The sequence below is a fragment of the Enterobacter sp. MGH 33 genome, from assembly GCF_000534535.1.
Taxonomy (GTDB): domain Bacteria; phylum Pseudomonadota; class Gammaproteobacteria; order Enterobacterales; family Enterobacteriaceae; genus Enterobacter; species Enterobacter hormaechei_C.
Genome location: NZ_KI973212.1, coordinates 1,318,381 through 1,341,017 on the forward strand (window position 1 = coordinate 1,318,381; position 22,637 = coordinate 1,341,017).

Below are 22,637 nucleotides of genomic sequence, written 5' to 3' on the forward strand. Positions count from 1 at the left end.
ATAGTTTATTTATCACGCTGGATTATGTAGTCCGCTAGCGCTTCCAGTGCCGAGGTATCCAGCGATTGCGCGGCCAGCTCATTCAGCGACCGGCGGGCATCGTCTATCAGATCCCGGGCTTTACGTTGGGCATGCTCAAGGCCCAACAGGGCGGGGTAGGTACTTTTGCCAAGCTGCTGATCCGCACCCTGACGTTTTCCCAATGTTGCAGTATCGCCCACCACATCCAGAATGTCATCCTGAACCTGGAATGCCAGACCGATACTTTCTGCGTATCTGTCCAGAATCGGCAGGGCTTTACGCCCGCGTTCACCCGCGCTCAACGCGCCCAGGCGAACGGCTGCACGAATCAGTGCGCCCGTTTTGTGACGGTGGATGCGCTCCAGCTGTTCCAGAGTAACCTGACGCCCTTCAGCCTCTAAATCCAGCGCCTGGCCGCCGCACATCCCGGCGACGCCGCTGGCCATTGCCAGTTCGGACACCATTGCCAGACGATCGCGATCGCTCACCTCAACCATCGGCGCATCGCTCAGAATGGAGAAGGCCAGGGTTTGCAGCGCATCCCCCGCCAGAATGGCATTCGCTTCGCCAAATTTGATATGGCAGGTTGGCTGACCGCGACGCAGATCGTCATCGTCCATGGCCGGCAAATCATCGTGGATCAGCGAATAGGCGTGGATACACTCCACGGCGGCTGCCGGGGCGTCCAGCGTGTTATCGCTGATACCGAACATATTGCCCGTGGCATACACCAGGAACGGACGCAGGCGTTTACCCCCCAAGAGTGCGCCATAGTGCATGGCTTCAACCAGTGGAGTGTTCTGAAAAGGCTGCGGCTCAATGAATCGGCGCAGCGCATCGTTGGCGCGGATGACGCGCGCCTGAAGCGCGTTGGAAAAATCCATTTACTCGGCGTCCGGTGTGAATGGCGTGGTTTTAGCGTCTTCGCTGTCGGAAAGCAGGATCTGCACACGCTGCTCGGCCTGCTGGAGTTTTACCTGCCCCTGGCGCGCGAGCTGCACGCCGCGTTCAAATTCGTTGAGCGCGTCTTCCAGCGGGAGATCGCCACTCTCAAGACGGGTAACGATCTGCTCCAGTTCACTCAGCGCAGTTTCGAAACTGGCCGGTGCGTCGTTTTTCTTCGGCATAGTGAATTGACTCTTAAATTTTTCGCCCTGACATGGTAACGGACTCGGGGCAATTATCAAATAACGCGAGTGGCGCGATGGTGGTATACTTGCGCGCCTGGATGCAGCCACGGGTGTGGGCTGCTGTATCATTTTCCACTACAAGCCTTTATAAGCTTGCCTAAGAAACATTGCCGCCATGAAGTTTATCATTAAATTGTTCCCTGAAATCACCATCAAAAGCCAATCCGTGCGTTTGCGCTTTATTAAAATTCTCACCGGGAACATTCGTAACGTATTAAAACACTACGACGAAACGCTCGCCGTGGTGCGTCACTGGGACCATGTAGAAGTCCGCGCGAAAGACGAAAACAAACGTCTTGATATTCGCGACGCGCTGACCCGTATCCCGGGTATTCACCATATTCTGGAAGTGGAAGACGTTCCCTTCACCGATATGCACGATATCTTCGAAAAGGCGTTGGTGCAGTACCGCGACCAGATCGAAGGGAAAACGTTCTGCGTGCGCGTGAAGCGCCGGGGTAAGCATGAGTTTAGCTCTATTGAGGTTGAGCGCTACGTCGGTGGTGGTCTGAACCAGCACGTTGAAACGGCGCGCGTGCGCCTGACTAACCCGGACGTCACCGTTAACCTTGAGATCGAAAACGATCGCCTGCTGCTGGTCAAGGGTCGTTATGAAGGTATTGGCGGTTTCCCTATCGGCACTCAGGAAGATGTGCTGTCGCTGATCTCCGGCGGGTTCGACTCCGGCGTGTCCAGCTATATGCTGATGCGTCGTGGCTGCCGCGTGCACTACTGCTTCTTTAACCTGGGCGGCGCGGCGCATGAAATCGGCGTACGTCAGGTGGCGCATTACCTGTGGAACCGCTTCGGCAGCTCTCACCGCGTGCGTTTTGTGGCGATCAACTTTGAGCCGGTGGTCGGCGAAATCCTCGAAAAAGTGGACGACGGCCAGATGGGCGTGGTTCTGAAACGTATGATGGTGCGTGCGGCGTCCAAAGTGGCTGAGCGCTACGGCGTGCAGGCGCTGGTCACCGGTGAAGCGCTGGGGCAGGTCTCCAGCCAGACGCTGACTAACCTGCGTCTTATCGATAACGTGTCTGATACGCTGATCCTGCGTCCGCTGATCTCTCACGATAAAGAGCACATCATCGATCTGGCGCGTAAAATCGGTACTGAAGATTTTGCCCGCACCATGCCGGAATATTGCGGTGTGATCTCAAAAAGTCCAACCATCAAAGCGGTGAAGGCGAAGATCGAAGCGGAAGAAGAGAACTTCGATTTCAGCATCCTGGAAAAAGTGGTGGCGGAAGCGTCCAACATCGATATCCGTGAGATCGCTCAGCAGACCGAGCAGGAAGTGGTTGAGGTGGAGACGGTCAGCGGCTTCGGTGCTAACGATACGATTCTGGATATCCGTTCTGTTGATGAGCAGGATGACAAGCCGTTGCAGGTGGAAGGCGTCGAGGTGGTTTCGCTGCCGTTCTACAAGCTGAGCACCCAGTTTGGCGATCTCGACCAGAGCAAAACGTATCTGCTGTGGTGCGAACGTGGGGTCATGAGCCGTTTGCAGGCGCTGTATCTGCGTGAGCAGGGCTTCGCGAACGTGAAGGTGTATCGCCCGTAGTTTCTCGCCCGGTGGCGCGAGCGCTACCGGGCCTGCGATTCTATGCTCTTTTTGGCCGGGTAATCGACAATGGAAAAAAAACATAAGTACTGGGAAATCAAAGAGAGAATCAAAAAAGATATTCTCAATGAAGTCTACAAAAAGGGCGAAAGCATTCCGTCGGAGCGCGATCTTGCCGGTATTTATGACGTTACGCGCGTAACGGTTCAGAAAGCCATGGCGATGCTGGTACAGGAAGGGTATATCGAGCGTATCCACGGCAAGGGCATGTTTGTTTTAAAGAATACTGCCAGCAATATTTACATTCTGAATAATGAAAAGAGTGACAGTATTCTCGGGTTTTCCCGTGAATTTCAGGGGCGGGTCAACGTAACCAGCCGCTTGCTGACGTTGACGACCCTTCACGCCGACGCGGCGCTGGCACAGCACCTCGAAATTGCGCAGGGTGATGATGTCTGGTTTATTCGCCGTATCCGTTTACTGGACGGACAGCCGGTGTTAATTGAAGACAGCAATATTCCTCACAAGGTGGTTGCCACTGTTCCGCAGGCTATTCTCGAAGTGGGATCGCTGTATGGCTATATTGAAGACTTTACCGGTAAGAAAATCAGCGACGCCGATTCACTGATTGAAGCGGATCTTTTTGATGAGGAGCTGGCGGCCCATCTCAATATTCTGCCAGGCCAGCCGATGTTGAAAATTACCGAAGTCACGCGCCTCGATGACGGTAGAGCATTTAACTTCTCCATCAGCTACAACCGGGCAGATATTTTCCGCGTCAAGAATATGCACATCAAACGATAACAGGCGCATCAGCGCCTGTTTCTCTTTTACAGCTTAGCGGCTGCCGCTTTATCGACAATGATCCTTAACCGTGGGTGCGGCTTTAGCAGCGTCGCGGGAACCGCCGGGTCCGGTGCGGAATTGACGGTTGTTGCGATGATGTCGGCTTTTTTCTCGCCGCTTGCCATCAAAATAATGGCCCGTGAGGCCAGGATAGTCTTCATCCCCAGCGAAATGCCCTGACGGATATGACGCTGCTGGCCGAAGTATTTAACCGAAACGGCCTGCGTCACCGCATCCAGGTCCACGATGTGGCAACCGGTATCGAGGGCGGCGCCCGGTTCATTGAAGCCGATATGGCCGTTCATACCGATCCCCAACACAATGATGTCAGGCCCACCGTGGGCCGTAATAAAGTTATCCACACGCTGACACTCTTCCTCGGGGGATTGCGTCAGGCCATCAAAGAAACAGATCTGATCGTCGCGCAGGGCCAGGTGGCTGAAGAAATGGCCCCATACCATCTCCCGGCAGCTGCCTTTATCGGCCTGACCGAGCCCCAGCCACTCATCCAGGCCAACAAATGCCGCACGGGAAAAATCGACCTTACCCTGTTTGCTGGCGTGCACCAGCGCGGCAAAAACGCCCAGCGGCGTATCTCCACCCGCGATGCAAATCAGCGCATCGGTTTTTTGCGTAACGGTTTCAATGACCGCTTTCGCCACGGCGTCACTCAGCGCCGCATAATCGTCTGTCTGTTCTACGTTCATTGTGCGTCCTTACGTTTAGCATACTGGGGTAAATAACGGTGGTTGACCTCAAGATATTCATTAAGGATCTGTTCTGCCGCGGCGGCAGAAGGCACAAGGGGATTTACGCTCAGCGCCAGCAGCGCCGTGTCGTAATTTCCAGTGACAGCGGCCTCAACGGTGAGCTCTTCATAGGCCTTCACGCTCTGGATCAGGCCGCGGATCTTCACGGGCAGCCTGCCATAGGCGAGGGGATGCGCGCCGTTTCGGTCGATCATGGCGTTGGTTTCCAGCGTAACGTGATCCGGCAGATCGGGTGTTGTGCCCCTGTTAGGAACATTTACGACGTGGATCTCTTTTTTATCGTTATAAATAGCGCTGATGATCGAGCATGCAGTATCGGAGTACCAGGCGCCTCCGCGCTGCTCCAGCTCTTTCGGCTTGTGCGCGAGATGGGGGTCCTGATAAAGCGTAAAAAGCCGTTGCTCAATTTCGCGCGTCTGCTCGCCGCGGGTTCCCTTAGTATTTGCATCGCGCAGCGCGGCGTCGGTCATCTCGCGGGTCAAAAAATAGTATTTGAGGTAGGAGATAGGGTACATGTGGAGTGCCCTGGCAAAGCGGGCACTAAACCCAATGTCCGGTATATTTTTCAGGGAGTTATTTGCGCTGCCCTCGGCCAGTTTTTCAATAAAGTCGTCGGTATAATCCTCTCCCTTGAGGAAAATTTGGTCGGCAAAAATAAGATGGTTCAGACCAATAATGCGTGCGTAAACGTCCGACTTCTGCACGCCGTAGGCTTTGGCGATGTCCATCATCATGCTATTTGCGCCACTGCAAATGCCTATGGTCCGAATGGCCGAGTGGCGGGTGATTGCCTCGGTGACAATCCCGGCCGGGTTGGTGAAGTTAATCAGCCAGCCGTTCGGGCACCATCTTTCCATGTCCTTACAGATATCCAGCAGGACCGGGATCGTGCGTTGAGCTTTCATAAACCCGCCGGGACCTGTCGTCTCTTGCCCCAGAACGCCGTATTTTAGCGGGATTTTTTCATCGTTGATGCGGGCATCAAGAAAGCCGACACGCAGCTGCGTGGTGACAAAATCGGCATCTTTCAGCGCCTCTTCCCGATCGAGCGTCAGGTGGATATTCATTGGGAGCCCGGCTTCAGCTACCATGCGCTGGGCCAGCTTTCCGACAATCTCCAGCTTCTCTTTTCCCTCTTCAATATCCAGCAAATAATAATCGGTGACCGGCAGCTCTGCGTAGCGTTTGATAAAACCGTCGATCAATTCTGGCGTGTAGCTGGAGCCGCCGCCAATAGTGACAACCTTGAGCTTTTTCATCGTGGTTCCTTTTTACAAGATGGGGTCGGAAAGCGTGTCCGCGTTGCGGCGGGCATTCTCTTCGGCCGCTTCGGTTTCAAGTTGTTTGCGCTCGGCCAGTTTGAAAAACGGCAGCCAGACCAGGGCGGAAATAACCAGCGTGCAGACGGACCAGATCACGGCAGGGATATTGCCGCCGGTCACGAACCATGCGGCGAAAATCGGCGGCATGGTCCAGGGGATCTGTAAGACGGGGCGACCAATGATGTCGAAGTACATCAGCGACCAGGTTGAGATGCACAGGATCATCGGCGTCAGGGTAAACGGGATCATCAGCAGTGGGTTGAAGACTATCGGGCAACCGAAAATGACAGGTTCGTTAATACAAAATATCGCGGAGGGCAGGGAGAGCTTGCCCACTGATTTGTACAGCCGACTGCGGGAACGCAGCATGGCAATGACCAGCCCCATGGTCGCGCCCGTTCCGCCCAGGCACATAAAGACGATATAAAACCCGTCGGCGGTAATATGGGGAATGGGCTGATGATGCAGATAGGCCTGAGTATTTTCAGCGATGTATTTCAGGAAAATGGGACTGGTGATGCCGGAAAGCACGTTGTCGCCATGTATGCCGCAGCACCACAGCAGCGAAATCAGAAAAATAAGCACCAGCATGCCCGGCAGCGAACCGAGGCCGGAGACGAGCGGGCTGAGCAGCAGGGTGAAGAAGTGGTTGATATCAAAATTCAGGATGACCCGAATCAGCCAGATCAGAGTGATTGCTACCGCGGCGGGGATCAGGCTCGCAAAAGATTGCGCCACGGCAGGAGGCACGCCCTCCGGCAGGGTGATCACGACGTTGTGCCGGATAAAAAATCGCACGATGTGCACCGTCAAAATCGCCAGGATGATGGCAGAAAACAGCCCCGCCGCACCAAGATTGTCAACGTTGAGCTGATAGCTGTCGTTGAGTTGCGCCAGTAAGAAAACCACCAGCGTGACTATGCAGCAGGTGATAGCGTTGAGGTTGTACTCCTTCGCGAGGTTGTAGCTGATACCCACCGCAGAAATCAGCCCTATCGCACCAAAGGTAACGCCCACCGGGGCGCTGAGCTTTTCGGCAAACGGGCCAAGCCATTCACTCCAGCCGGGTATCGGTAGATTGGCGAGAATGAGAAACAGGCTACCGGTGATGGTGAAGGGTAAGGTCAGCGCAATACCGTTGCGCACGGCGACCAGTATTTTATTTTCGCCTACGCGAATCAGTACAGGAATGACTCTGTGCTCAAGAAATGTAATCACATTGCTTACTCCAGAAGAGATTTCTGCTCTCCCGCCGCTGTTGATGTTATCAGGCTTTGCTGGCGGATTTTTAAACTGGTATATACCAGTTGAATGCAGTTTTTCACGGTTCTTTTAGCCTGTCAAACAGGCATGCAATACGGTGCAGATTTGATTATTTGTCTGAAAATAAAGGGTTTTTTGAAGGGTGAGACGGTGGGGAGACGCTTCAGGGCAGGAAAATGAATCGCAGAACTGTGACGCTGACTGCACTATTTCTGTAGGGCAGACGGGCCAGCGCGTTGCCAGCCCGGGAGGACATCAGGCTTCGTAGAAATTATAAATCCCCGCCGCCATCACCAGCGATGACGCCACTTCGTACGCTTTTTCGCGCCCGACCAGCAGGTCAATAATCTTCAGGCCAAAATCAATGGCGGTGCCCGGCCCCTGGCTGGTGAGCAGGTTAACGCGCGGATCCCAGACCACGCGTTTATCCACCCACTGGTCTTCCGGAATTGTGTCCTTCAGGCCAGGAAAGCCGGTCATATTCCCGATGGGGAAAATGTCGTGCGGAACCAGCACCGTACCTGCGGCCGCACAGATTGCCGCGACGATACGCCCGGAAAGATGAAACTGACGAACGGTTTCAACCAGCAGCGGGCTGTCGCGGAAACACTCTGCACCCTTCAGCCCACCCGGCAAAACGATCATGTCGTAATCACCGTCCGCCACCTGTACAAGCGGTGCATCCGCCAGGATCTTCACCCCACGCGAGCAGGTAATCGCCAGACTTCCGTCGCTGGCGACGCTGGCGGTAGTAACCTTAATACCACCACGCACCATCAAATCAATGGTGGTGACCGCTTCTGTCTCTTCGCTACCAGGGGCGAGGCATACCAGTGCCGATGCGCTCATACTCACTCTCCTTTCGTTTTACTAACTCAAACAGACGGCTGTTTTCCGCAACGGTAATACCGTGTGCCCGGGCGCGTTTTAACAGATAACCGGTAATGTAATCAATTTCGGTATGCCGCATAGCCCGGATATCCTGCAACATTGAGGAGATATTTTCTGCCGTACTCTCAATAACCTGGTCGACATAATAACGTAAATCGGACTCTGAGGTGTGGTAGCCTTCGCGTTCAATGACGGCGGCAACTTCCCGGCAAATCAGCGCTACCCGATCGGGATGCTTGCGCAGCTCACCGTTAGGGCAATCCAGCAGGGCGGTCAGCGGATTGATCGCGCAGTTGACCGCCAGTTTGCGCCACAGTTCCGCGCGAATGTTATTGTGCCAGGCGACGTCAGGCAGCGTGCTTTGCAGGGTATCCGCAAGATAGCTGTAATCGCCGGGCTGTTCACGCGCAGGACCGATATGGGTGATACCACTGGCAACATGGATAATGACGTTACCGTCGCGACGTGCCGCGTGGGTGGTTGTCCCCATCAGCAGCGGTTGCCGGACAGATTTTAGCTCTTCAATGGTACCCATACCGTTGTGAATCAGCAGGATTGGCGTGCGTTCAGGTAACTGGGCGGCCAGGCTTTTCACCGCATCGGAGACCTGCCAGGCCTTCAGCGTGACCAGCAGCAAATCACTGGTGGCGAGAAATTCCGGATCGTTTGCCGTCAAAGACTCGTTAAAAATTGAACCGTCTGTACCAATTACGTTCACACTGCAATAGGGCTGGGGAATTCGCAGCCAGCCCTGAACGTCGTGTCCCTGTTTGCATAGCGCTGTAAGCCAGAGTTGGCCAAGGGCTCCGCATCCAAGCACTGTTACTTTCATCGTTCCTCCTCACCTGCAACGGCGCCAGGTGCTATGACGCTAAGTATAGCGCCATCAGCTAAGCTTCTCGTTATGCCTCGTTGCGGGTATTATGCAACGCAACAAAAATGAAGGGAGAAGAAAAGATGCCATCTTTCGATATTGTTTCTGAAGTTGATTTGCAGGAAGCGCGTAACGGCGTAGAAAATGCTGTCCGTGAGGTTGAGTCACGTTTCGATTTTCGTGGCGTTGAGGCGACCATTGAACTGAACGACGCGAACAAGACGATCAAAGTCCTGAGCGAGTCTGATTTCCAGGTCAACCAGTTGCTGGATATCCTGCGCGCCAAGCTGCTCAAGCGCGGCATAGAAGGGACCTCACTCGATGTACCGGAAGATTTTGTTCACAGCGGCAAAACCTGGTTTGTGGAAGCGAAGCTGAAGCAGGGGATTGAGAGCGCGGTACAGAAAAAAATCGTTAAGCTTATCAAAGACAGTAAGCTCAAAGTGCAGGCGCAGATCCAGGGGGAAGAGATCCGCGTGACCGGAAAATCCCGTGATGACCTGCAATCCGTGATGGCGCTGGTGCGTGGCGGCGATCTCGGTCAGCCATTCCAGTTTAAAAACTTCCGCGATTAAGACAATCATGCCCGGCTAAACCGGGCATTTTTTCAGGCCTTCAGCGCCTGCTCCACCTCAAAGCGGTTAGTCACTTTGCTGTCAATTTTGACATACGCACTGCGCTCTTCCGGGACAATCAGCACTTCGCTCACGCCCTCTGTCGCTTCCAGACGCTGTTTTAACGCGTCACCGATTGCCACGTCATCGGGAATTTCTACCCGCAGGCTACTTACATAGCGCGGCTCTTTCATGGTGCTGGCAACAAACAGCCAGAGCATCGCCAGCAGCGCACCGGCGAGGAAAACGGTCTGGGAGTCAAACAGACCGTCCACCCAGCCGCCGAGCGACCCGCCGATCGCCACGCCGAGAAACTGGCTGGTGGAGTAAATGCCCATCGCGGTGCCTTTGTATCCTGCCGGAGACTCTTTGCTGATAAGCGACGGCAGCAGGGCTTCCATCAGATTAAACGCCAGGAAGAACAGCTGTACGCCGGCGATCAGTTCCCAGAAATGCGGGCCAGCGCCCCACAGCACAATCTCGGCAATCAGCAATAACGCCACGCAGCCCACGAAGACGCGTTTCATTTTGCGCTTCACTTCGGCGTAAATAATGAAGGGCACAACGGAGACAAACGAGATCAGCATTGTGACCAGATAAATTTTCCAGTGCTCTGCCGCCGGGAAACCGGCTGCGGCAAGTTGACCGGGCAGGGCGACGAAGGTGGACATCAGCAGAATGTGCAGGCACATAATGCCGAAGTTCAGCTTAAGCAGGCGCGGCTCGGCGATGACTTTGCTGAAGCAGCCTTTCACCATCCCGGATTCACGGTTGAGGACGTGGTTTTTACTGTCAGGCACAACCCACAGCGTGAGTGCGATCCCAATGGTCGCCAGCACCGCAATCATCCAGAACAGGGCGTGCAGGCCGAGCGCATGAGTGATAACAGGCCCCAGCACCATGGCAATGGCAAACGTGACGCCGAAGCTGACGCCGATAAACGCCATGGCTTTGGTGCGGTTTTGCTCGCGGGTTAAGTCTGACAGCAGCGCCATCACGGCGGCGGCAATCGCCCCGGAACCTTGCAGGGCGCGCCCAAGAATAATTCCCCAGATGGAGTGGGAGAGGGCGGCGATGATGCTGCCAAGTACAAACACCAGCAGCCCGCCGACAATCAGCGGTTTGCGACCCACGCGGTCGGAGAGCAGGCCAAAGGGGATCTGGAATATCGCCTGCGCCAGGCCGTAGATACCAATCGCCAGACCAATCAGCGCTTCGCTGGCACCCTGTAACGCCATGCCATATGTGGTCAGAACGGGCAGGACCATAAACATGCCAAGCATCCGCAGCGAGAAAACAGTCCCTAAACCCCAGGTCGCACGCAGTTCGCCTGGCGTCATTTTATAATCGTTCATTACCACCTCTACCAAAAAGCAGGCCATAGTTTAGGCGGGGTGATAAGTGCGGTAAATAGGTGTTTGTTTAAGAGATATTACGAGGGTGTGATAAAAGCACCCCCGGATAAAAAATTACGCCTCGACGCGCAATCCGTAGCTTTTGAATTTCTCAAGAACAATGGCAATTTCATCGTCACTGAGTACCGGAACGGGATCTACTATCGCCAGCGTGGCCAGGTAGAGTTTTGCCAGCACCTCTACCTCCTGCGCCAGCCACAGTGCCTTTTCAAGATTTTCTTCGCAGGTTATCAGGCCGTGGTGCTGTAATAGCGTCGCTTTGCGATCGCGTAATGCGACCGCGACATGCTCTGACAGCGCGCGCGTCCCGAAGGTCGCGTAAGGGGCGCAGGGAATGGAGTTTCCCCCGGCGGCGGCAATCATATAGTGAATAGCAGGAATGGGGCGGTTGAGTATCGAGACGGCGGTACAGTTAACCGCATGGTTATGGACGACGGCGTTAGCATCCGGGCGGGTCTGATACACAACCTGATGAAAACGCCATTCGCTGGAGGGCAGTTTATCTTCTTCGTGCCGCCCCTGTGCATCTACATAGACGATACTCTCTTCGGTCAGATGCTCGTAGGGAATCCCGGTCGGCGTAATCAGCATGCCTTCGCGATAGCGAACGCTGATATTGCCGGCGGTGCCCTGATTTAACCCCATGCGGGTCATCTCAAGGCAGGTGTCGATAATGTCTCTGGCTAATCGGGCTCGTTCCATTTTTTATTCTCCGGGTACAGTTTTATTTTTACTGGCGGGAACGTTTGACCAGCTTCATATCGACTTTCGCCGTCTCGTTGACCGCTTCGCCGTCGATGGCTCGCTGCATCAGTTCAAACGCTTTTTCCGCCCAGGTATCTTCATCCTGCTGCATGGACCAGACGCTGTTAGGCAGGAACCCCAGCATGGGGTGCTCATCGAAGGTGCCGATATTGATGTGTTGGGGCACGGTGCCGGTACTCGTCCGCAGGGCTTCAATTGCCCCTTCAAGAACGGGTAACGATGAGGCGATAAACGCCTGCGGAACACCCTGGCTGTCGATAAGCGAATCCATCAGGGCATATCCGCCCTCCGGCGTATTGTCCGGCCCTTCGATGACCCACTCGCGATGGTGAATACCGGCTGTTTTCAGGGCCTGTAAGTAGCCGTTCAGACGGTCCGTAATACTGGGCAGTGCGGTATCGCCCACAAGGAACCAGAGCGGCGTTTTTCTCTCTGCCAGCATGTTGCGGGCCAGTTCATCCCCCCCGGCCTCGTTATGACTCTCAACCAGCGCGTTGTCAGTAAAGCCAAAATCCCGGTCGAGGAGCACCAGTGGTTTTTGGATCTGCCGCAAATGATGCTGCTGGTTTTCCAGCGTCGAGGGAACGATAAACAAGCCGTCCACGTTGCGCGCCATCAGGGCTTTGACCAGCTTGTTTTCGTAATCCACATCGTTGTAAGTACAGCTGATCATCAGCTGGTAGCCCGAACGGCGGCAGCGCAGTTCGAGTTTCTCGGCGAGCGTTGCAAAGAACACGTTCGAGATGTTGGGTACGATGAGTCCCAGCGTCTCGGTTTTGTTTAGCTTAAGACTGCGCGCCGAATGGTTGAGGGTATAGCCGAAGCGCTCGACGTGTTCATTAATTCGGGACTGTGTTTTCACGCTGATCCGATACTGTTCGGCTTTCCCGCTCAGTACCAGCCGCACGGTGGTGACGGATAAATTCAGATCCTTCGCTATCTGTTCAACTGTTTTGGCCATCGCTACGCCTCAATCCTTAACGTACGTAAAAAACTGCTGATAAAGCATACGCATCCTGCCATTACATTTCCTGTTGCATCAGGAGATTAAGCGCCTGCTGCTGGGTCCACAGCATCAGGTACGCCTCATATTTTTGCCTGTGGAAAGCCGCGGTTTCCGGCCGACGGGTGATGATGTCGCCGGCTTTGACCATTTCCCGGGTGGCATCGGTGAGCGTTGCCCATGCACCGCTCGCCACAGCGCCGCAAATGGCCGCGCCGAGAGTGACGGCATCTTCTTCGGCTAAGAGATGAATATCGCAGCCCGTGGCATCGGCATACTCCCGCAGCCAGAGCCGGTTATGGGTGGCTCCTCCACAAATGACAATACGCGACAAGGTGTGCCCGTGATGTTTCAGGGTATCCATAATATGTCGTGTGCCATAGGCTATGGCCTGTAGCGTGGCCAGATAGAGCCTCGCCAGCGCACGTTCACCGGTTTCTAATGTCAGACCGACCACGCTGCCCCGCGCATCCGGACGCGAACGCGGCGAGCGGTTGCCGTGGTGATCGGCCAGAATGTGCAGGTTGCGGGTGGGATATTTTTCTTCCTGTTCAAGCGCGGCTACCCAGTCGTTGAGCAGCGCCACCGGATGGCGTTGCGCCGCTTCTGCTTTTGCAAACAGGTCTGCGCTGGCTCCGTGCTCGCGCAACGTCCAGTCGACCAGCGCCCCGGCAGCACTTTGCCCGCCTTCCGTCAGCCAGTAGCCCGGCAGCATGGCGCTCCAGTAAGGCCCCCAGACGCCGGGCGTATGGATCTCCGTCTGACTGGCAAGCATATGGCAGTTCGAGGTTCCGCTGATGAGCGCCAGCGTGCCCTCCGGGTGTGAGCCCGTCAGCGCCACGCCACCCGCGTGGGCATCGATCATGCCGCTTGCCACAAACACCTCTTCGGGCAACCCCAGAGCTTGCGCTGCCTGTGGGCTGAGTTTCCCGACGCATTCAGCGACGTCCAGAATAGTATCGGGAATTTTTGTCAGTAAGGTCTCCAGCCCCACCTCCCTGAGCAGCGATTCGCTGAACTGCGCCTCATGCGCAAGGTAGTTCCATTTGCAGGTGAGGGTGCACAGGCTGGCGGCGTCCTGGCCCGTTGCTTTCCAGACCAGAAAATCGGCAAGGTCGAAAAAGCGCCAGGCCTGATTCCATGTTTCAGGATGATGTCGCTGCAACCACAGCAGTTTTGGCAGTTCCATTTCAATACTCACCTCGCCGCCCACGTAGCACAGGGCCGGATCGCGTGTGGCATTGATGCGAACAGTTTCTTCGTGAGCACGATGATCCATCCACATAATGATGTCCTGCGATGCCGGACTGTCGGGGGACACGCTCAGGCCGTTACCCTCAGCATCCAGCGCGACCAGCGAGCAGGTGGCGTCGAAGCCAATCGAACGAATGGCGTCGGGTGAGATCCCAGAGGAGTCGACGGCTTCCCGCACCACCGCGCAAACCTGCTGCCAGATCTCCGCGGAGGACTGTTCCACGCGCGCGTTGCTGGCGTGAAACTGCGAAATCGGACGGGTCGCGAAGCTCAAACGCTCGCCTTGCGCAGAGTAAAGCCCAGCACGAACGCTGGCTGAACCCACATCGACCCCGAGGAAATAGCCGTCACTCATCATAAACTTCCTTATTTTTTACCAAACGGATGTAACAGTTTATCAATTTCAGGGGTGTTGATATTCTGCGCATTGACATATTTCACTGGAATATCAATTTCTTTAGCCACCGTCTGTCCGGAAATCACCGCGTTCAGCGCCTTTATGCCCTGATAACCAATCTGGTACGCGTCCTGCACCACGAAGCCCTGAATCACGCCGTTTTTGAGGAAGTTAATGATGGCTTCGGTGCTGTCAAAACCGATGACTTTCACTTTGCCCTTCAGATTCTGGCTGTCGATAGCGTTCGCAACGCCCAGGGTTGAGCCTTCGTTGGTGGCATAAATACCGGCGATATCCGGGTTGGCCTGAACCATATCAATGGTTTTATCCATCGCCTTTTGCGGGTCGCCATCGCTATATTGCACCGGCAGTACCTGAATATTCGGGTACTTCTCTTTCATTCGCTCGCTGAATCCTTCAGAGCGCTCAATGGCGGACGTCGTTCCGGCTACGTGGGCGATAATACCCACTTTCCCCTTCTGGCCTACCTGCTCCGCCAGCGCATCCGCAGCCTGTGCGCCCGCCTTACGGTTATTGGTGGCGACAAAGCTGGCCGGGATATCGGAGTTCACGCCCGAGTCGAAGGTCACCACTTTGATCCCCCGGCTGTTGGCGGTTTCGACCAGCGGGGCAAGGGCGTTTGCATCAAGCGCGGCCAGCAACAGGCCGTTTGGCTTTTGTGCCATGGTGTTTTCGACTAACTGGATCTGCTCGGCGATTTGCGTTTCATCGGCAGGGCCAACGTAGCTGGTTTTGTCACCCAACTCTTTTGCGGCAGCTTCCGTCCCCATTTTGACCGTCTGCCAGAATTCGTGCTGGTAACCTTTACTGACTACCGGCAGGTTTAAATCTTTTGCCAGCGCGCTGCTGGACAGGATGGCAACGAGCGACAGGGCGCTCAGGATATGGCTGGTTTTCATTATTTTGCTCCGTTGTAGGGTTGGCAGGGCTTGTTGTATCGAGAACCTAACGCATTCTTTTACGTAACGTGTCCAGGTAGACGGCGGCAACGACGACCACGCCCATCGCCACCATCTGCCAGAACTGGGACACGCCCATGAGATTGAGGCCGTTTTTCAGCACGCTCATAATGAACGCGCCTATGATGGTGCCGCCAATCGTGCCCACGCCGCCCATCAGACTGGTACCGCCGATCACTACCGCCGCAATGGCTTCCAGCTCATAACCCACGCCTACGGTTGGCTGGCCTGAATTGAGACGAGAGGCGAGGATCACCCCGGCCACGCCGGTTAACAGGCCGCATAAGGCGTAAACGAAAATTTTCACGCGCTGGACTTTAATCCCGGAAAGATGTGCCGCCGTTTCATTGCTGCCGACAGCGTAGATATAGCGGCCCATCACCGTTTTCTTCAGGATCCACATGGCGATCAGTGCCACGATGACCAGGTAGAACACCGGGTAAGGCAGGACGTCGAACAGGCGACCCTGCGCTAGCAGCTTGAACTGCGGGTAGTCAGAAAAATAAATCGCGCGGCCATCGGTCATCACCATATTGATGCCGCGTACCGACATCATTAAGCCGAGGGTGGCAATAAACGGTGGTATGGTCATTTTGGTGACCAGAAACGCGTTCACATAGCCGCAAAGCCCGCCGGCGAGCACGCCTGCCAGAATACAGACCGGCAGCGGCATACCAAACCCGGCGGCGATGCCCACCGCAACCCCTGAGAACGCCACCACCGATCCGAGCGACAGGTCGATCCCGGCGGTAATAATCACAAAGGTTACGCCAATGGCCATGATGCCAATCACCGCCGTTTGCAGGGCGATAGTCATGATATTTTCAGTATTAAAGAAGAACGGTGAGCTGAAGCTGAAAAACAGAACCAGCAATACCAGGCTAAAAAGAGGCGCCAGACGCATCAGGAGCGCTTTATTTATTTTCATCGTATGACTTCCGCTTTGCGGCGATGGAACGGTAACGGACATGATTAATCCTCCAGCGTGGCGTATTGCATGATTTTTTCCTGGGTGGCGTGCTCAGCCTCTATTTCGCCGGCAATGTGGCCGCTGCGCATCACAAGTATGCGGTCGCACATTCCTAATACTTCCGGCAGTTCGGATGAAATCATGATGATCGATTTACCTTTAGCGACAAGGCGGTTCATTAGTCCATAAATTTCCAGCTTGGCGCCAACATCAATTCCCCGGGTTGGCTCATCAAAAATTAAAATATCGGTATCTTTACAGACCCAGCGGGCAATAATGATCTTCTGTTGATTACCGCCGCTTAAATTCAGTGCCGCCTGTTCCAGATGCGGCGTTTTTATTCGCAGCGCATCCACCAGTTTCTGGCTGGACTTCCGGCAGCGTTTTTCATCGACATTACCCGCGGCGCCGGCGTAGTCCGGGTAATTGCCGAGCATAATGTTCATCTCAACGGAAAGGCCGAGGGCGAGTCCCTCTTTTTTGCGGTCTTCTGTTAAATAGCTGATGCCTTTCTCAATGGCGTCAGCCACGTCTTTAATCCGTGTGGGGGTGCCGTTCAGCGTCAGGGTACCGGCGTCGATCGCATCGGCGCCAAACAGGGCCCGGCCCAGTTCCGTTCGGCCTGCGCCCATTAAGCCAGCGAGGCCGAGGATCTCACCGCGCCAGAGGGTAAAGTTGATGTCGTGCAGTACACCATTTCTCGTCAGGCCATTCACCTCCAGCACTTTTTCTCTGCGCTGATGCGGCGGGCGTTTTGGGTAGATGTTATCGAGATTGCGGCCAACCATCATGGCGATAAGCTCGCCGATCTGAACCGTTTCATAATCTACGGTGGCGATGTATTGTCCGTCGCGCATGACGGTCGCGCGATCGGCGATCAGCGCCAATTCTTCCAGACGGTGCGAGATGTAGACTATCCCCGTGCCCTGAGCCTTGAGCATCCGCGTGACGTCAAATAAACTCTCGATTTCACTTTCGGTCAGCGCGGCGGTGGGTTCATCCATGATTAGCACTTTGGCATTGACCGAAATCGCTTTGGCAATTTCCACCATCTGCTGCTGGGCTACGGTTAATTCACTGACGCGGGCGTCCGGGGCGATTTTTAAATTCAGCGTGTGCAGTATTTTCTCAACCGCCTGTCGCTGGGCGCGTTTATCTAACTGCCAGCGACTATTTTTGCAGAATTCACGGCCAATAAAGATATTCTCTTCCACGGTTAAATCGGGAAAGAGATTAAATTCCTGATGGATAATCGTAATACCTGCGTGCTGAGCACTTAGCGGATCGCTGAATGATACGGATTGCCCTTCAAAGCGAATTTCACCGGAATCGGGTTGGTAAACACCGGATAATATTTTCATCAGCGTCGATTTGCCGGCACCGTTTTCACCTAACAGGGCATGAACTTCGCCGCGGCGTAAATCGAAATCAACCTGATTCAGCGCCAGCACGCCGGGAAAGCGTTTGGTGATGCGCGTCATCTGAATAAGAGTCTCTGACATTGCAAAATTCCTTTGTTGGAAAGGCAATGAATCACAAGCCACAGTGATTTAGTTATTAAGCTAACTCGACTTAGCTTTCGTCCTTAAAAGCTATTTTAGGGTCATAATTTAGCCAAATCATTTGTATTCAAATTGTGACGTCGTGCAAAGGTATTTTGTTATTTAATTGAATTCAAACGATATGTTTCGATTTTGCTGAATCGTAATACCTGACACTGATCGAATTTTGACCTCTCATCGTGAAACTGCTCACAGATCCTGCACATTTATCTTGTCTCATTTTTAGTGAGAACCCTAAGCTAATTCGAGTTAGCAAATTTCACCGCTTTCCGTTCACGGTGCTGCCCGGGCGCTTTTTCACGGCTATGCCCCTGAGACGGATAGGTTAACCAACGTGAGGAAGGGCTATGAAAACGATAAAAGCGTTACCCCGGATTGGCATTCGACCTGTTATTGATGGCCGCCGAATGGGCGTACGCGAGTCTCTGGAAGAGCAGACCATGAACATGGCGAAAGCCACGGCGGCGCTACTCAGTGAAAAATTACGCCACCCCTGCGGTACGCCCGTAGAGTGCGTAATTGCCGACAGCTGCATTGCCGGAATGGCGGAATCCGCCGCTTGCGAAGAGAAGTTCAGCACGTGCCACGTTGGTCTGACGATCACCATCACCCCCTGCTGGTGTTACGGGAGTGAAACCATTGATATGGATCCGCTGCGCCCGAAAGCGATCTGGGGCTTTAATGGCACCGAGCGTCCGGGGGCGGTATACCTCGCAGCGGCGCTGGCAGCGCATAACCAGAAAGGGATCCCGGCGTTTTCCATTTACGGCCACGATGTACAGGATGCGGGCGACGAGACCATCCCGGCAGACGTTGAGGAAAAATTGTTGCGCTTCGCCCGGGCGGGCCTGGCGGTCGCCAGCATGAAGGGGAAAAGTTATCTGTCGGTGGGCGGTGTCTCAATGGGGATCGCGGGCTCGATTGTCGATCACAACTTCTTTGAATCCTGGCTGGGGATGAAGGTGCAGGCGGTGGATATGACCGAACTGCGTCGCCGCATCGATCATAAGATTTACGACGAGCAAGAACTTGAGCTGGCCCTGAGCTGGGCGAAGGCACATTTCCGTTTCGGCGAGGATAAAAACGCAGAGCAGTATCGTCGCAATGAACAGGAAAATGCCGCGATCCTGCGGGAGAGCCTGCTAATGGCGATGTGCATCCGCGACATGATGCAGGGCAACCCTAAACTCGCTGCGATGGGCCGCGTGGAGGAATCGCTGGGCTATAACGCCATTGCGTCCGGTTTCCAGGGGCAGCGCCACTGGACGGATCAGTATCCAAATGGCGATACCGCAGAGGCGCTGCTGAACAGCTCTTTCGACTGGAACGGTATTCGCCAGCCGTTGGTGGTGGCGACGGAAAATGACAGCCTTAACGGGGTAGCGATGCTGTTTGGGCATCTGATGACCGGCACCGCGCAGATTTTTGCTGATGTACGCACCTACTGGTCGCCGGAGTCGGTTGAGCGTGTTACCGGCCAGAAGCTCACTGGACGGGCTGAGCACGGCATTATTCATCTGATCAACTCCGGCTCGGCGGCGCTGGACGGTACAGCGGAGCAGAAAGACGCCGAGGGGAAACCGACCCTGAAACCACACTGGGACATTACTGAGCAGGAAGCCAACGCGTGCCTGGCCGCAACCCACTGGTGTCCGGCGGTGCATGAATACTTCCGCGGGGGCGGTTTCTCATCAAACTTCCTCACCCGGGGTGGCGTGCCATTTACCATGACCCGCGTAAACCTCATCAAGGGTGTGGGTCCGGTATTACAGATAGCGGAAGGCTGGAGTGTTGAGCTGCCGGAACACGTACATGACATTCTGAATAAGCGCACCGATTCAACCTGGCCCACCACCTGGTTTGCCCCACGCCTGACCGGTAAAGGCCCGTTCAGCGACGTCTATTCAGTGATGGCGAACTGGGGCGCTAACCACGGGGTATTAACCGTCGGGCACGTCGGCGCTGATTTCATCACCCTGGCGTCCATGCTGCGCATCCCTGTATGCATGCATAACGTACCGGAGGCGCTGATTTATCGGCCGACGGCCTGGGGCGCTCACGGTATGGATCCGGAAGGGCAGGATTACCGCGCCTGTGAAAATTACGGACCGTTATACAAACATTAATCCGGCCTGCCAGCCTGCTCCGGCGGGCTGGCAGCCTGTGGGGACCGCGATGAAAAAATGTTTTCTGGTTCTCGATTGTGGCGCGACGAACGTGCGCGCCATTGCGCTGGATCCCGAAGGGAATATTGTGGCGCGCGCCGCGGTGGCGAACGAAAGCGAAAGCGCCGCTGAAAATCCGGCCTGGCACCAGTGGTCGCTCGACGCCATCATGCAACGGTTTGCCGTCTGTTGTCAGAAAATCAGCGCAGCGCTGAGCGAGCATCACCTGTGCGGAATGAGTGTGACGACCTTTGGCGTGGATGGCGCACTGGTAGATGAGCGGGGAGAACTGCTTTACCCGATCATTAGCTGGAAGTGCCCGCGAACCGTGCCGGTGATGGAAGCGGTTGCCCGTTCATGCTCCCCGGCAGAACTACAGCAGATCACCGGCGTTGGGCAGTTTAGTTTTAACACGTTGTATAAGCTAGGCTGGCTTCAGGACAACCATCCCGATCTGTTACAGCGTGCTCACGCCTGGCTTTTTATCTCCTCGCTAATCAACCATCGCCTGACCGGAAAGATGACGACCGATCTCACGATGGCCGGTACCAGTCAGATGTTCGATCTGCATCAGCAGCGCTTCAGTGAAACGATCTTAAGCAAGATCGGCGTGCCTCATTCCCTTTTCCCGCCGCTGGTTTCCCCCGGAGAAAGGATTGGTGAATTGCGGCCCGACGCTGCATCCAGGCTCGGATTGCCTTGCGGAGTGCCGGTGATCTCCGCCGGGCACGACACGCAGTTTGCCCTTTTTGGCGCCGGGGCGGGAATTAATGAGCCAGTTCTCTCTTCGGGTACCTGGGAGATTTTAATGGCGCGCACCTCGCAGGTTGATACCGCTTTACTGGGGCAATACCCGGGTGCGACCTGCGAACTGGATAGCCGGACGGGGCTCTATAATCCGGGAATGCAATATCTGGCGTCTGGCGTACTGGAGTGGATCCGCGCGCTGTTCTGGTCGCCTGGTACCGACTGGGACACTATTCTGGCTCAGGCGGCGGCAATTCCGAACGGCGCGGATGGCGTCACGATGAATACCCAACTGCTCGATTCTCCACTCGCCGGCTGGCAGGGCGTTACGCTCACCACAACGCCAGCCCATTTTTACCGCGCAGCCCTGGAAGGACTCACGGTGCATCTGCAAGAAAAATGCCTGGCGCTGGAGGCGATCGCGCAATTTAAGGCGCGTGAACTCCTGCTGGTGGGGGGAGGTAGCCGCAATATGCTGTGGAATCAGCTCAAGTCCAATGCGCTTGGGATCCCGGTGAAGGTTCTTGAAGAGGCTGATACGACCGTGCTGGGGGCGTCTTTGTACGGATGGTGGGGCGTCGGAGAAACGGCCAGCGCTGAGGCTGCTCGCGATCGGGTCCACTATCGTTACCGTTATTTCTATCCTGAGGAGCAACCTTGTGCTTAAAACGATATCCCCTCTGATTTCACCCGAGCTGCTGAAAACGCTGGCAGAAATGGGTCATGGTGACGAGATTATTTTTGCAGATGCTCACTTTCCCGCGCACAGCCTGGGGCCAAAGACGATCCGCGCAGATGGCCTGCTCATCAGCGATTTGCTGGCCGCGGTGATACCGCTGTTTGAACTGGACAGCTATGCGCCACCGCTGGTGATGATGGCCCCTGTCGACGGGGATACGCTCGATATACAGGTAGAAGCGCGCTATCGCAACGCACTCTTTGGTGAGGCGGAAGGGGAGGGGATTACGCGTATTGACCGTTATGCGTTTTATGCGCGGGCACAGAAAGCGTACGCCATCGTGGTGACGGGCGAGACCGCGAAATACGGCAATATACTGTTAAAGAAAGGGGTTACGCCGTACCAATAAAAAACGCCGGGCTAAACCCGGCGTTTTTACATCAGTCTTCTTACCAGACGTAAGTCAGCAGGTGTTGTGAATCTGGCACCATGAAGTCTACGGACATCATCACGGACAGGGAGGTGATGGCGACAATCGAGAACACAAACAGCTTGCGTGCCCAGACCTTGTCATCTTCCACTTTGTAACCGCGCAGGGCCATGCCGAGCCACCATACGCTCACCGCAGCTGCTACCACCAGATATTTATATCCGGCGTAACCGCCCAGAGAGAGCATCAGCGTTGCCACGGCAAAAGCGATGATGTAGAGCGTGATGTGGTTCTTGGCAACCGAAATGCCTTTCACGACCGGCAGAACCGGAATGTTCGCCGCCTGATAATCCTTAAAGCGGAAAATCGCGATGGCGTAGGAGTGCGGCATCTGCCACAGGCTAAAGATAGCCAGCAGGATGAGCGCACCGCTGTCGAACTCGTTCGTGACGGCGCAGTAGCCAATCACCGGCGGCGCCGCGCCGGAGAGAGAACCAATCAGCGTGCCGTAGACGGAGTGACGTTTCATATACAGGCTGTAGACGCCCACATACACCACGAACCCCATCACCCCCAGCCAGCAGGCCAGCGGGTTAGCACCAAACCACAGCAGCATAAAGCCAGCAATACCCAGCAAGGTGGCGTACACCAGCGAGACGGAAGGAGCAATCAGGCCTTTAACCAGCACCCGATTTTTGGTCCTTTCCATCTTCTTGTCGATATCCATGTCGATGTAGTTGTTAAATACACAACCGGACGCAACCACCAGTGACACACCGACCAGCGTGTAAATAAAGAGGGTGTAATCAATGCTGCCTTTAGAGGCCAGCAGGAACCCTCCGATTACGGAGATCAGGTTGCCAAAGATGATGCCTGGTTTCGTGACTTGCAGGTATTGCTTAAACATACTCGCCG

21 protein-coding genes are annotated in these 22,637 nt (G+C 55.1%); 6 read left to right on the forward strand and 15 right to left on the reverse strand.

The window, feature by feature from the left end; translation table 11 throughout:
* Positions 1-5: 5 nt before the first annotated feature.
* Entirely contained in the window at positions 6-905 is a 900-nt protein-coding gene (gene ispA, locus L379_RS17740) for a (2E,6E)-farnesyl diphosphate synthase (RefSeq protein ID WP_015571293.1), read from the reverse strand.
* Positions 906-1,148, reverse strand: coding sequence for an exodeoxyribonuclease VII small subunit (gene xseB / locus L379_RS17735; RefSeq protein WP_003859094.1), 243 nt, complete (start codon positions 1,146-1,148; stop codon positions 906-908).
* A 178-nt stretch (positions 1,149-1,326) separates the two neighbouring features.
* On the opposite strand from xseB, the gene thiI reads away from it, so the two are divergent.
* Together thiI and L379_RS17725 are read left to right on the forward strand one after the other, a co-directional pair.
* Positions 1,327-2,775 (forward strand): tRNA uracil 4-sulfurtransferase ThiI, encoded by a 1,449-nt coding sequence (thiI, locus tag L379_RS17730; protein WP_006809903.1) that lies wholly within the window; start codon positions 1,327-1,329, stop codon positions 2,773-2,775.
* Positions 2,776-2,844: 69 nt separating this feature from the next.
* A complete protein-coding gene (locus L379_RS17725; RefSeq protein ID WP_023296016.1) occupies positions 2,845-3,579 on the forward strand; it encodes a GntR family transcriptional regulator in 735 nt (244 codons plus the stop codon).
* 26 nt (positions 3,580-3,605) lie between these two features.
* Here the strand turns inward: L379_RS17725 and L379_RS17720 are convergent, their stop codons facing one another.
* The 5 genes from L379_RS17720 to panE form a co-directional block, all read right to left on the reverse strand.
* Positions 3,606-4,328 (reverse strand): glucosamine-6-phosphate deaminase, encoded by a 723-nt coding sequence (locus L379_RS17720; protein WP_032652699.1) that lies wholly within the window; start codon positions 4,326-4,328, stop codon positions 3,606-3,608.
* The gene (locus L379_RS17715; RefSeq protein WP_015571289.1) at positions 4,325-5,650 is read right to left on the reverse strand and encodes a 6-phospho-beta-glucosidase; all 1,326 of its coding nucleotides are present in this window, start codon (positions 5,648-5,650) and stop codon (positions 4,325-4,327) included. Before L379_RS17715 ends, L379_RS17720 begins: the two co-directional genes overlap by 4 nt.
* 12 nt (positions 5,651-5,662) lie before the next feature.
* Positions 5,663-6,931 carry a PTS sugar transporter subunit IIC gene (locus L379_RS17710; protein WP_017694419.1) on the reverse strand — a complete coding sequence of 423 codons (1,269 nt, stop codon included), beginning with the start codon at positions 6,929-6,931 and terminating at the stop codon, positions 5,663-5,665.
* 300 nt (positions 6,932-7,231) lie between these two features.
* Positions 7,232-7,825, reverse strand: a complete 594-nt coding sequence (gene yajL, locus L379_RS17705; protein WP_015571288.1) for a protein deglycase YajL — start codon at positions 7,823-7,825, stop codon at positions 7,232-7,234.
* Positions 7,788-8,699: a 2-dehydropantoate 2-reductase gene (gene panE / locus L379_RS17700; RefSeq protein WP_017383178.1), complete on the reverse strand. Its 912-nt coding sequence runs from the start codon at positions 8,697-8,699 to the stop codon at positions 7,788-7,790. The genes yajL and panE overlap by 38 nt, the downstream gene beginning before the upstream one ends.
* 125 nt (positions 8,700-8,824) lie before the next feature.
* On the opposite strand from panE, the gene L379_RS17695 reads away from it, so the two are divergent.
* Positions 8,825-9,316 carry a YajQ family cyclic di-GMP-binding protein gene (locus L379_RS17695; RefSeq protein WP_017383179.1) on the forward strand — a complete coding sequence of 164 codons (492 nt, stop codon included), beginning with the start codon at positions 8,825-8,827 and terminating at the stop codon, positions 9,314-9,316.
* A 32-nt stretch (positions 9,317-9,348) separates the two neighbouring features.
* Here the strand turns inward: L379_RS17695 and L379_RS17690 are convergent, their stop codons facing one another.
* The 7 genes from L379_RS17690 to L379_RS17660 form a co-directional block, all read right to left on the reverse strand.
* The gene (locus L379_RS17690; protein WP_017694418.1) at positions 9,349-10,710 is read right to left on the reverse strand and encodes an MFS transporter; all 1,362 of its coding nucleotides are present in this window, start codon (positions 10,708-10,710) and stop codon (positions 9,349-9,351) included.
* A gap of 114 nt (positions 10,711-10,824) precedes the next feature.
* Positions 10,825-11,472 carry an L-fuculose-phosphate aldolase gene (gene fucA / locus L379_RS17685; protein WP_032652701.1) on the reverse strand — a complete coding sequence of 216 codons (648 nt, stop codon included), beginning with the start codon at positions 11,470-11,472 and terminating at the stop codon, positions 10,825-10,827.
* Positions 11,473-11,500: 28 nt separating this feature from the next.
* Entirely contained in the window at positions 11,501-12,496 is a 996-nt protein-coding gene (locus L379_RS17680) for a LacI family DNA-binding transcriptional regulator (protein WP_032652703.1), read from the reverse strand.
* A 61-nt stretch (positions 12,497-12,557) separates the two neighbouring features.
* Complete coding sequence (locus L379_RS17675; protein WP_032652705.1) at positions 12,558-14,147, reverse strand: FGGY-family carbohydrate kinase; 1,590 nt, start codon at positions 14,145-14,147, stop codon at positions 12,558-12,560.
* An 11-nt stretch (positions 14,148-14,158) separates the two neighbouring features.
* Positions 14,159-15,109 carry an ABC transporter substrate-binding protein gene (locus L379_RS17670; protein WP_000858088.1) on the reverse strand — a complete coding sequence of 317 codons (951 nt, stop codon included), beginning with the start codon at positions 15,107-15,109 and terminating at the stop codon, positions 14,159-14,161.
* Positions 15,110-15,155: 46 nt separating this feature from the next.
* Entirely contained in the window at positions 15,156-16,139 is a 984-nt protein-coding gene (locus L379_RS17665; RefSeq protein ID WP_017383183.1) for an ABC transporter permease, read from the reverse strand.
* A 2-nt stretch (positions 16,140-16,141) separates the two neighbouring features.
* Entirely contained in the window at positions 16,142-17,641 is a 1,500-nt protein-coding gene (locus L379_RS17660; RefSeq protein WP_032652706.1) for a sugar ABC transporter ATP-binding protein, read from the reverse strand.
* 407 nt (positions 17,642-18,048) lie between these two features.
* Between L379_RS17660 and fucI the strand changes: the two genes are divergently transcribed.
* The 3 genes from fucI to fucU are packed head-to-tail and all read left to right on the forward strand — an operon-like array spanning position 18,049 to position 21,701.
* Positions 18,049-19,827, forward strand: a complete 1,779-nt coding sequence (fucI, locus tag L379_RS17655) for an L-fucose isomerase (protein WP_017383185.1) — start codon at positions 18,049-18,051, stop codon at positions 19,825-19,827.
* Between the two features lie 49 nt (positions 19,828-19,876).
* Positions 19,877-21,280 carry an L-fuculokinase gene (fucK, locus tag L379_RS17650; RefSeq protein WP_032620378.1) on the forward strand — a complete coding sequence of 468 codons (1,404 nt, stop codon included), beginning with the start codon at positions 19,877-19,879 and terminating at the stop codon, positions 21,278-21,280.
* Complete coding sequence (gene fucU / locus L379_RS17645; protein ID WP_022647241.1) at positions 21,273-21,701, forward strand: L-fucose mutarotase; 429 nt, start codon at positions 21,273-21,275, stop codon at positions 21,699-21,701. Before fucK ends, fucU begins: the two co-directional genes overlap by 8 nt.
* A gap of 40 nt (positions 21,702-21,741) precedes the next feature.
* Here the strand turns inward: fucU and cyoE are convergent, their stop codons facing one another.
* Entirely contained in the window at positions 21,742-22,629 is an 888-nt protein-coding gene (gene cyoE, locus L379_RS17640) for a heme o synthase (protein WP_017383188.1), read from the reverse strand.
* Positions 22,630-22,637 lie beyond the last annotated feature (8 nt).